The 9,000-nt window shown below is 56.7% G+C and carries 13 protein-coding genes and 1 tRNA gene; 7 read left to right on the top strand and 7 right to left on the bottom strand.

Annotation, left to right across the window (positions count from 1 at the left end; all coding sequences use genetic code 11):
- Window positions 1–180, top strand: a 180-nt coding sequence (locus F3H87_RS22060; RefSeq protein ID WP_223228176.1) for a hypothetical protein, incomplete at its 5' end; no start/stop codon positions are given.
- Between the two features lie 252 nt (window positions 181–432).
- A tRNA-Phe gene (locus F3H87_RS21605) sits at window positions 433–507 on the top strand.
- 135 nt (window positions 508–642) lie between these two features.
- On the opposite strand, the gene F3H87_RS21600 is transcribed toward F3H87_RS21605, so the two are convergent.
- Together F3H87_RS21600 and F3H87_RS21595 are read right to left on the bottom strand one after the other, a co-directional pair.
- The gene (locus tag F3H87_RS21600) at window positions 643–1,341 is read right to left on the bottom strand and encodes a hypothetical protein (RefSeq protein WP_149789838.1); all 699 of its coding nucleotides are present in this window, start codon (window positions 1,339–1,341) and stop codon (window positions 643–645) included.
- Window positions 1,311–2,051 carry a hypothetical protein gene (locus F3H87_RS21595; RefSeq protein WP_149789839.1) on the bottom strand — a complete coding sequence of 247 codons (741 nt, stop codon included), beginning with the start codon at window positions 2,049–2,051 and terminating at the stop codon, window positions 1,311–1,313. Before F3H87_RS21595 ends, F3H87_RS21600 begins: the two co-directional genes overlap by 31 nt.
- Before the next feature lie 312 nt (window positions 2,052–2,363).
- Between F3H87_RS21595 and F3H87_RS21590 the strand changes: the two genes are divergently transcribed.
- A complete protein-coding gene (locus F3H87_RS21590; protein WP_149789840.1) occupies window positions 2,364–2,729 on the top strand; it encodes a phosphoglycerate kinase in 366 nt (121 codons plus the stop codon).
- Between the two features lie 39 nt (window positions 2,730–2,768).
- On the opposite strand, the gene F3H87_RS21585 is transcribed toward F3H87_RS21590, so the two are convergent.
- The 4 genes from F3H87_RS21585 to F3H87_RS21570 form a co-directional block, all read right to left on the bottom strand.
- A complete protein-coding gene (locus F3H87_RS21585; RefSeq protein WP_149789841.1) occupies window positions 2,769–3,845 on the bottom strand; it encodes a tyrosine-type recombinase/integrase in 1,077 nt (358 codons plus the stop codon).
- Window positions 3,846–3,866: 21 nt separating this feature from the next.
- Window positions 3,867–4,106 (bottom strand): helix-turn-helix transcriptional regulator, encoded by a 240-nt coding sequence (locus tag F3H87_RS21580; RefSeq protein ID WP_087595340.1) that lies wholly within the window; start codon window positions 4,104–4,106, stop codon window positions 3,867–3,869.
- 66 nt (window positions 4,107–4,172) lie between these two features.
- Window positions 4,173–4,457 carry a hypothetical protein gene (locus F3H87_RS21575; RefSeq protein WP_149789842.1) on the bottom strand — a complete coding sequence of 95 codons (285 nt, stop codon included), beginning with the start codon at window positions 4,455–4,457 and terminating at the stop codon, window positions 4,173–4,175.
- Between the two features lie 95 nt (window positions 4,458–4,552).
- Window positions 4,553–4,744 carry a hypothetical protein gene (locus tag F3H87_RS21570; RefSeq protein ID WP_087595342.1) on the bottom strand — a complete coding sequence of 64 codons (192 nt, stop codon included), beginning with the start codon at window positions 4,742–4,744 and terminating at the stop codon, window positions 4,553–4,555.
- Window positions 4,745–5,084: 340 nt separating this feature from the next.
- On the opposite strand from F3H87_RS21570, the gene F3H87_RS21565 reads away from it, so the two are divergent.
- From F3H87_RS21565 to F3H87_RS21555, 3 genes are all read left to right on the top strand, one after another.
- Window positions 5,085–5,366 carry a hypothetical protein gene (locus F3H87_RS21565; protein ID WP_149789843.1) on the top strand — a complete coding sequence of 94 codons (282 nt, stop codon included), beginning with the start codon at window positions 5,085–5,087 and terminating at the stop codon, window positions 5,364–5,366.
- A 23-nt stretch (window positions 5,367–5,389) separates the two neighbouring features.
- On the top strand, window positions 5,390–5,623 hold the full coding sequence (locus tag F3H87_RS21560) for a hypothetical protein (RefSeq protein ID WP_149789844.1): 234 nt from the start codon (window positions 5,390–5,392) through the stop codon (window positions 5,621–5,623).
- A gap of 164 nt (window positions 5,624–5,787) precedes the next feature.
- The gene (locus tag F3H87_RS21555; RefSeq protein ID WP_223228175.1) at window positions 5,788–6,888 is read left to right on the top strand and encodes a tyrosine-type recombinase/integrase; all 1,101 of its coding nucleotides are present in this window, start codon (window positions 5,788–5,790) and stop codon (window positions 6,886–6,888) included.
- 252 nt (window positions 6,889–7,140) lie between these two features.
- Here F3H87_RS21555 and F3H87_RS21550 read toward each other — a convergent pair whose 3' ends face one another.
- The gene (locus F3H87_RS21550; RefSeq protein WP_149789852.1) at window positions 7,141–7,497 is read right to left on the bottom strand and encodes a hypothetical protein; all 357 of its coding nucleotides are present in this window, start codon (window positions 7,495–7,497) and stop codon (window positions 7,141–7,143) included.
- Window positions 7,498–8,164: 667 nt separating this feature from the next.
- Here F3H87_RS21550 and F3H87_RS21545 point away from each other — a divergent pair.
- The gene (locus tag F3H87_RS21545) at window positions 8,165–8,917 is read left to right on the top strand and encodes an ArdC family protein (RefSeq protein WP_149789851.1); all 753 of its coding nucleotides are present in this window, start codon (window positions 8,165–8,167) and stop codon (window positions 8,915–8,917) included.
- Window positions 8,918–9,000: the final 83 nt, after the last annotated feature.

Below are 9,000 nucleotides of genomic sequence, written 5' to 3'. Positions count from 1 at the left end.
GCCCGCCCGTCAATGCCTCTGTATCTCTCCGCCATCCAAGACCAACAAGCCCCGTCCAGCGACCCAGCAACCGCCTCAGCAGCGCCGGTGAAGGGCTATCTAGGCAATGCGCCGGACAAGCGCAAGAGCTTTTTTCGGGGCATTCGCAATTTTTCTCCCGAAGGCTCGAAAAGCTCTTAAAAAGCGGCTTTCTGCACCGTTCCTGGCACGGCACGCAACCCGCCGGCGAGCCCGGCCCGGCCGCCCCCATGCCGGCCGCGGGCGATATCGGGAATCGCAGCGCCGATTCACGCAGGCTTTCCCGCCCCGGCGACTCGCCCCGGCCGCCGGATTCCGCCACCCCGCCCCCACCGGCATTTTTTCCATTTCCGCTCTGGACAGCCCGCGCGCACTCGCCTATTAGACCGCCACCCGCAGCGATGCTGCACCCGTGCCCGGGTAGCTCAGGGGTAGAGCAGTGGATTGAAAATCCTCGTGTCGGTGGTTCGATTCCGCCCCCGGGCACCATTTATCACCCTAGATGTAATGAAATCAGCGCCTTAATGGCCAAGTTTGTCCCACCGCCGTGCGGCATGGGCAAAAGTGGGACTTTTTTGTTCGACGTTTGGTCTCTTCCTGTCTTTGAACCCATGGCAGCACCACTCATGTCGTGATCGGAAGAAGTAATATATCCAGCACTGCAGCGGTTGTTGCGCCGATCCCCGCATCGACAAGGAAGGATCGAATTTCGGAGCCCGAAAGGTGCTGTCCGCGAACAGCTTTTCCTGCAATGATCGCCGAACTGACGAGCGACGAGGTGGCGAGACCTTCGCCAATCTCATCAACGAGGCCGTCGCCCTGCAGTTCAGCAAGTCTGTCATAGACATCTCGCGTCAATTCATTGTTTGAAAATCCCGAGCTTTCGATGCCGGGCATCCTCGCAGCGACTTCCTCGGTAACTCTGACATCGATGTCGGGATATCGCGCCAAATGTTCGAGTACTTGCGCTTCCGACGCCACGGCCTTGAGTTGGACTTCACCAATCGCATTTCCATCGACCACGAACTCGACATCACCACCCGGATGATTGGTGAATTCTTTCACCTTTGCCGACACCTGATCCCAATCGCCGTTCTCGGACTGAACGAACAGTAATTCGTGGTAGATGCCTTTGACATTCGATGCGACGCCCCGAAGTTGGTCCTGTGATAGCGCACCCAGGTAATCCGAAAGCTCTTGAGCCGAGGCAGTCTCAAGAGCGCGTGTTGATCGCCGCAAAGCTTGCAGAACAAGTTCCTCTTCTAGCGTCCAATCGCGGGCGGCATCTTCGATTAGGCGTTGGAACGTGACCGCGATGACCACTGACGCCAGGCGCGAATGCCGCCTTCCCTTTTTGGCCGTGCGAGCTTCAAGGCGCGACGGGACAGTCGGCGATGATGGCGCCGTAGTTTCCACCTTGGCAGGAGGGCGAGAGTGTTTTCGAAAGATTGGCATCGATTATCCGTTTCGTTGGTGTTGTCGGGATCGGCCAGGTGGTCGCCGATCAGTGTGCACAGTGGTTGCAGGCCGTCATATGCGTAGACCCGAAGTTCATCTGTGGATGGTTTTGGCGCATCCTCACAAAGATATCCTGCGATAGGCTCGGCGAGGCGCAAGCTAGCAAACAGCGCCCTTATCTCGAATTCCTGCATCTTTTCGGGTTTCCGGGGGCGTCCGAACACCGCGCGTGACAGAAAGAAAACGGCGATTAGGCCGAGTAGAGCGCCTATAGCCGGTAGGATGATCGCTCCTGCGACTGCGCCCATACCGAAGATCGAGCCGATCCAATACATCTGCGCAGAAGTCGCAGCGGCACCGCTTAGCAAACCGATGGCTGTACCCGTCGAGGCTGAACCAAAAGCTGAGATGAACATCAGCATCCCGCCGACCGTAGCGACACCGGTGATCTTGCCAGTTGCTATCTGTGCAACACGACGCGCGCGGCGCGTACGTGTTCCCGATACCTGGGTGATCGCAGCAATTATGCCGTTTAGATCACGTTCAATTTGTCGCAACTGCTTCTTTGTATTCACGCCTGTGGTCTTTCCCGCCTCGGTCCTTTTTGCTCAGCTTACAGAAAAATCATTCTTTGATAAATAGTTACGCGCTCGCACCTACGCACCCAGTAGGCCCATCGCATAGCCAGCCACCATCGTTTTTCATCTCTTGGTGATCGCCCTTGAGGTGATCGTCCGCGACCTTGCCAGCGGTCGCATGGCTTTCAATGTCCGGCCCGCACCTTCCGCCAAGGCGGACCGTGTTGAACATGAAGCCCACGCTTTTCCCGCCGTCTTTCCGGGGCGCGTCCATCAAGGACGCCAACCCAAGAGAGAAAGGAAAAGACAATGGGACTTGATATGTATGCAATGGTGACTGACGAGCAATTCGACAGCGAGGTGGATTTCAAGCCAGAGCGGCCTACCGAACTCCACTACTGGCGCAAGCATCCGAACCTTCACGGCTGGATGGAACAGCTCTACTTCGACAAAGGCGGCAGTTCTGACAGCTTCAACTGCGTCTGCGTGGCACTGACCGAGGCTGATCTCGACCGCCTGGAGGCCGATATCAAAGAGGCTGGATTGCCGGAGACCTGCGGCTTCTTCTTCGGTGCCTCCGATGGCACCGAGACCGAAGACGATCTTGCCTTCGTCGCCAAAGCCCGCGAGAGGGTCAAGAACGGCTACACCGTCTTCTATGACTCATGGTGGTAGTTATCCCGCCGAAGCGGTCATTGGCCGCTTCGGCAGGTTTCAGCTTTGATCGCGCGACAGATGTTTCATGCCGGATGCTGCCAGCACCTTCTGGCGCGCAGCACGGGTATAGCGCGAGGCTTCCTTCATCGTGCTCCAGCCGAAGATCGCCATGAGCTGACGCTCGGTCGCGCCGTTCTCTGCCGCAAGCGCCGCACCGGCCTTGCGAAGACCATGCGCCGAGCAGTGCTTGAGTCCTGCGGCGTCGCACTGCCTGCGGAACCAGTTGCCGAAGCCGTTCGAGGTAAAGGGCTTGCCGAACGCCGTTACAAGAAACGCGAGATTGCCTGTCGGTGTTGCGTCGATAACGGCTTCGAGCTCCGGCAGAACGGGTATCGAGAGCGTGACAGGCTTGCGGCTACGGTTCTTTTGTTGCGTCAGAGTCAGCCAGCCATTCTTGATGTGCTGGGGACCGAGCCGCACAACGTCCGAGCGGCGCTGTCCGGTATAGAGCAGAAGCGCGAGCGCAAGCCGTGCTTTCGAGCCAAGCTCATGGTGCTGCTCAAACTGCGCAACTTCTTCCATCGTCCACGAATGAAAGCCGTCGCTCGCCGAGCGGATATAAGGGACATCGCGCGCGGGATTGCGGTCGGCAAACTCGTACTCGACCGCGAAGTTAAAGATTTGCCGCAGGGCTTTGACGATGCCGTTGGCCGCTTCCGGCGTGTCTGCCCTGTCATCGCGCATCTTGCGCACATGCCGTGCTTCGAGCAGCGCGTAGGGGTTCTTGCCGTTCTTCTCGCAAACGCCATCCAGAATACGGCGACGAACATATTGCGTGCGCGGTGCCAGCCGCTTGAATTCAGCGGAGGCGAAGTATTGCTCGCACAGCCATTTGAATGTGCCCTTGTTACCGCGCCGGTCTAGCGCTGGCGCCTCTGGCTTGTCGGGAGTGCCGTGCAGGGCCGCGCGATACTCATCCAGAAATTCTTGCGTGCCGGGCTGGCTCTTGAGCCTGACCTTCGGCTGGCCGGGCTTGCGCAGATAAATCCGCACATTGCCATGGCGGTCGGTGTCTTCGACCACGTATTTCAGGCGAAAACTGCCTGTGCCATCTCGCATTCTGAATGTCGGCATCGCTCTATGCCCTCTATTGCATCAATCATCCCACGGATTGTTATCGACGGTATCCCCATCAGGAATCAGCTCGAAGGCCTGGTCAAGTTTTTTCCGGTCCCAGACCGTCCGGCTGTTGATCCGCTTCGGTGCAGGCATGCGCCCGTCACCGACCAGAAGATCAAACAGCGACGGTGATACGCCGACATAGGCAGCCGCTTCGACGCGGGAGAGTCCGCGCGGTGCCAGCGAAAGCGGCAGTATGTCTTTGGTCTTTGCCATCTTGCCCCTGAATATGGGGCAAAAATGCCTTGCGCGCGTGGACACAAGCTGGACACGCGGCGCCTATCAGTTGGGTGAGAGCGTTTTGACGATGGAAGCGAAGGTTTCGCGCACGGCCATCACGCGCTGAACCGGATCACGGATATCAAGGTTCTGCCGGAACCGTGCGCAGTGCTCGGGACGCGTCATGTGCCGTTCCAGGAACAGCAGCGCCTGCTTGAGCTCATCGGTCCGCACGTCTTCATCAGCGCAGCTGAGCATGGCCTCGCGCAGCGTGGCCACCGCATCGCGTACCAAGCGCTGATGGCTGGTGTCATCTGACCAGTGACCAAAATACGCGACCTTATCCAAATTATCCTATGAGAACATTAAGTGAACATATATCGATTCCGGCATGCGATCAACGAAAATGCTTTGCCCGCCGGATTGGCGGACAAAGCTTTGGTTTAGATCGTCGGCGTGGATGCCGTGCGCTTTGCGATAGCGCGGCTGATATTTTCCATGCTCGCGAGAGCGTCGCGGCGCTCGGGCGTTTCAGCTTCGCTTGCGGCAAGATCAAGCTGTGCTTGACGGAACAGGGTGCGCAGTTCCGGCACGCTGTAGTGATCGAGGGCTGCGGCTGTGAATATCTTTGACATGGGTCTCTCCTTGTCTGTCGTTCTCGGCCCCGTCCATCGAGGCCTTTCGCCGTCCCCCCACCATCATCATCGGCAGGAAGAAGGCCCTCATGGACGGGAAGAGACGGCAGGCGATGTCCGGAAGAGACCGCGCAAAGATCACAAGACCGCTGACCTGTTCGCGCAGAAATGTTGCGCTGCACGCCTGCGACCGCCACTATCTTGATCGTCGGAAGCTCGCTGTCAGCGACGATTTCGCAGATGCGGAATAGATCAAATGCCTGAGAAAATTAACGAGGCGTTAATGCAGTTAGCGGCAAAATTGAATTATATTTAATGAATTTAATTATGGTTATTATGAATGACGAAAAGACAGAAGCCTTACCGGCCGCCGCATTTAACGGTGGATTACACCGTCATGGGCATCATGACGATCGACGAGCTCAAGCAGGCGCTTTGGACTGACCTTCAGGTTCTCAAGGAGACCTACAACGTCAAATACATCAAAGCCCCGATGTTAAAGCTCAACCTCACCGATCAGTTTGGCGAGGTCGCGCCCCTAAAAAACCTGGGCGATGGAAAGCCGGTCTACCGCATGCACACGCGGCACTTTCGTCCTGCCTGCCAGGACTATGAGCCGTAAGGCGCTGTCGGGAAGGAGAGCGCATGAAACCGCCATGCTATATCGGGCTGTCGCAGGCCCGCGAGGTGCTCGCCGAAATGGGGATCGAGCTGAACGAACGCCAAATCAAGCGTGCCGCCGATCCAGACCCGAATGGCAAGCGCAAGCTGCCCTTTTTCGTGGACCCCATCGACGGACGCCTAAAGATCGAACGCAGAACTCTTGTGGATATCTATCGGCAAGCGCAGGCCGAAGCAGAAAACAACGTCAGGAGTTGATAGAATCTGGTCCTTATTTGAACCGAAGTGAACCGATTTAGAGAAAACAATTTGAAATCATGGCAGACATAAGAAAAAGGGAGAAGCCCGGCGGAACGACCTACCAAGTACGATACGCATGTCCGACAGCTGCGTCCGGATACAGGTACAAGACGTTTCACACAATGAAAGCGGCCCGCGCCTTCCTTGAAAGCGGTGAGACGCAAAGCGCATCAATATCGAACCATCCCGATATCAACACCGTGCCAAAAGCGACCGAGTGGTGGCTTCGAATATGCGAAAAGGAAGGGCTTAATGGTCGCGAGCCCATAACGTATTGTACTTACAAGAATTATAGCTATCGAGCAGAGTATATTATCGCCTATGACTGGCCGAAAAGCTTGCAGGCGCTAACAGCACCAGATGTCGTTGCTTTTCGTTCGTGGCTGCTTCGCAGCGATATCAGCCGCGACACCGCCGGTAAGGTCATGTCGGCTTTGCATTCTGTCTTGAAGGAGATGACCATCCGCGGGGTCATCCCGCATAATGTCGCCGTCGGCATCAGTATCCGGCAGGACTCGCGCTACAAAGAGCCGCCAAACATTCCGAGCAAGCGAGAGGTTATGGCATTGCTTCGGGCCGCAGACGAACTCGCGCATGATAGGAACGCCCAGATCGCGGCGACTTGGAAGCGCTATCGGCCAATCTTGTACCTAGCCGTAGACTCGGGCATGCGCCCGCAAGAATATTTGGCGCTTAGCCGCAGCAGTATTGCTGACAACGGCGTCATGGTTGAGCGCGCTATTGATGGGAGCGGTCGTAGCCTGTCCGTAACAAAGACTCGCGCCGGTCGTCGTTTCATTGATCTTTCGCCCGACACGATCGCCATGCTACGCGATTACGTCGAACAGTACTCTATAGACAACGAGTATGACTTGGTGTTTCCCGCACATAATGGAAAATGGCTATGTCGTAAGAACTGGCAGCGGCGTGGCTTCAACATTGCCTGCCAAAAGGCGGGGCTTGTCGATCTTGAAGTGAAAAACGGGAAGAAGGTCGAGAAGCCACGTTACCGACCGTATGACTTGCGGCACTTCTTTGCGTCGATGCTGATCGAGCGCCAGGTGAATTTAAAAAAGATTCAAGACCTGATGGGACATAATAATATAGAGACGACATTAAATACGTACGGACATTTGCTCAAAGATGCAGATGATGATAAAATCTCTAATGTTGGGATGCTTGGTGGAATGATGTCCGATTTTTGTGGCGAGCCTGTGGCCTAAAACCCTTATCTACCTTGACTTACAGCCGTTAGGTAACGATGGGGTGCAAGGGGTCGGAGGTTCGAATCCTCTCGCTCCGACCATAATAAGATCAATAACTTAGCGGAATTCCCGGCGCTGAAATTAGCCAAAATCGCAATTTTTGCCACAAATCAGCGGTCCGCTGTAACCCGCAGGAATCCGCCATTGTATTTTTTGTGCCACAAATGTTTGTGGCCGCGTTGTGGCCAGATCAATTGCGGATTGCATTCTTCAAATTGGGCAAAACAGTTCGATCATCTGCGTGACGGCTTCTTCGACCGTTTGGTCGTCGTCATCCGTCACGTATTGAGCGGCACCGAATTCTACCACGTCGATGGCGGTGCGATAGCCAAGCGATAGCTGTCCATCCCCCTGTGGCGAGAACAGTTCGACAATGCAGGCAGCTTTCAGAGGCGCGTCCTGCTCGGCCTCCCGAAGCCGTATATGCATTTCTTCTCGGATGACCAGGATGCGCGAGTCGATGTCCATTTCGGCAAAGTCCGTATAGCTCGTATCGGCGCTGGCCGCAGCGGCAGGCAGTAGAGCGCATGCCAATATGGCTAATGTCTGCATCGGTTTCTTTGACATCTTCTTTGCGCTCCTTCTATCCGATCGTGTGGCGTTCTGGCCAACCCAAAACCGACCCGCCTCAATGTACTCGATCATAGACAATCTCGCGTGCTTCTGAAGGCTTGCCGGTCTGATTGTTTGCCTTGGTTTTATCGCAGGCGGAATCTATGGCGATCAACCTGGCATTCCTTTCGCTTATGTCCTTACGTGATCCGTTAGGAGAACTTGAAGGTGCAATGATCGTGTCCGGTCGCACTCCATCTGGCAAAGAGGGCCAGAATCCTGATCGTGCCGTGTCTAGCCGCAGAGCTGTGAGCGCGAAGGGATTTACACACGCCTGAACGGCGTCCCTGCGTTCGGTGGGGTTTGCCACCCTTGGGCGGCCATGATCGGTATGGCGGGCTTTCTAGTCCCGAACCGCGTTTGCCGGTGCGTCTTTGCCCGGCGTGGTCATTGGCACCTTCCGTAAGGGCGTTCCTCAATCTCTGACGCATCCTTGGCCGGGGGCGCCGCCCGGTCAACGGCTTGCCCGCACCATCCCGTCTTCGCCTTCGGCTACGACGAGACCGTGTTGGCCGTAAACCGCGCCATCGCCCTGACGGGCGTCGGCGGGTGACCAGTCGTCTAATACCCCCGTCCTTTCCGTGACGCGTCTTGAGGAAACGCCAAACGGAAGGAGACAGCCATGACCCGCAAGAACAAAACCAACCGCACCAGCAACCGCCCGGATAATCGGGCAGACATCTACACCCGCATTACCGATCAGATCATCGCCGCCCTGGAGCAAGGCATCAAACCCTGGACGCAGCCCTGGAACGCCGCTCACGCCGCAGGTCCTGTTTCGCGCCCGCTCCGTCACAACGGCCAGCCTTACAGCGGCATCAACGTCCTGACACTCTGGGCCTCATCGATGGAGCGCCACTTCGCCGCTCCAATCTGGATGACCTTCAAGCAGGCCCGCGAACTTGGCGGCCATGTCCGCAAAGGTGAGAAAGGATCGCCGGTTGTCTACGCCAATACGCTGACGCGCACCGAGCTCGACGAAGCCACTGGCGAAGAAATCGATCAGACCATCCCCTTCATGAAGGGCTACTCAGTCTTCAATATCGAGCAGATCGAGGGCTTGCCGGATCACTACTACGCACCGGCTAAAGCGCAGCTCAATCCGGATCAACGTATCGCAGCGGCAGACGCGTTCTTCGCCGATACGGGTGCCGATATCCGCCATGGTGGCAGTAGCGCCTATTACTGCCCGTCGGAGGATTACGTGCAGATGCCGATCTTTGAGAGTTTCCGCGACGCCGAGAGCTACTACGCGACGCTGGCGCATGAATGCACCCACTGGACGCGGCACAAGAGCCGCCTCGATCGGGATTTCGGGCGCGAGAAGTTCGGCGATGCCGGATATGCCCGCGAAGAACTTGTTGCCTTATCTTGACAGTCTGCACCGCATGCCACCTTGCCGTAGGATGGGTGACAGGCGTTGACGGTAGGCAGTTTTCAGGCTGGCCGCCGCGCTTA

Source organism: Lutimaribacter pacificus (genome assembly GCF_900142185.1).
In the GTDB taxonomy this organism is placed as follows: Bacteria; Pseudomonadota; Alphaproteobacteria; order Rhodobacterales; family Rhodobacteraceae; genus Lutimaribacter; species Lutimaribacter pacificus.
The sequence above is the reverse complement of the archived record's forward strand: the minus strand, read 5'-3'. Positions and strand labels throughout refer to the sequence as shown.

Bases quoted from the DNA above. Each gene is read 5' to 3' on its own strand.
- F3H87_RS21590 (WP_149789840.1), top strand. From the start codon at position 2,364: ATGGGACTTGATATGTATGCAATGGTGACTGACGAGCAATTCGACAGC.
- F3H87_RS21585 (WP_149789841.1), bottom strand. From the start codon at position 3,845: ATGCCGACATTCAGAATGCGAGATGGCACAGGCAGTTTTCGCCTGAAA.
- F3H87_RS21580 (WP_087595340.1), bottom strand. From the start codon at position 4,106: ATGGCAAAGACCAAAGACATACTGCCGCTTTCGCTGGCACCGCGCGGA.
- F3H87_RS21570 (WP_087595342.1), bottom strand. From the start codon at position 4,744: ATGTCAAAGATATTCACAGCCGCAGCCCTCGATCACTACAGCGTGCCG.
- F3H87_RS21565 (WP_149789843.1), top strand. From the start codon at position 5,085: ATGACGAAAAGACAGAAGCCTTACCGGCCGCCGCATTTAACGGTGGAT.
- F3H87_RS21560 (WP_149789844.1), top strand. From the start codon at position 5,390: ATGAAACCGCCATGCTATATCGGGCTGTCGCAGGCCCGCGAGGTGCTC.
- F3H87_RS21555 (WP_223228175.1), top strand. From the start codon at position 5,788: ATGAAAGCGGCCCGCGCCTTCCTTGAAAGCGGTGAGACGCAAAGCGCA.
- F3H87_RS21550 (WP_149789852.1), bottom strand. From the start codon at position 7,497: ATGTCAAAGAAACCGATGCAGACATTAGCCATATTGGCATGCGCTCTA.
- F3H87_RS21545 (WP_149789851.1), top strand. From the start codon at position 8,165: ATGACCCGCAAGAACAAAACCAACCGCACCAGCAACCGCCCGGATAAT.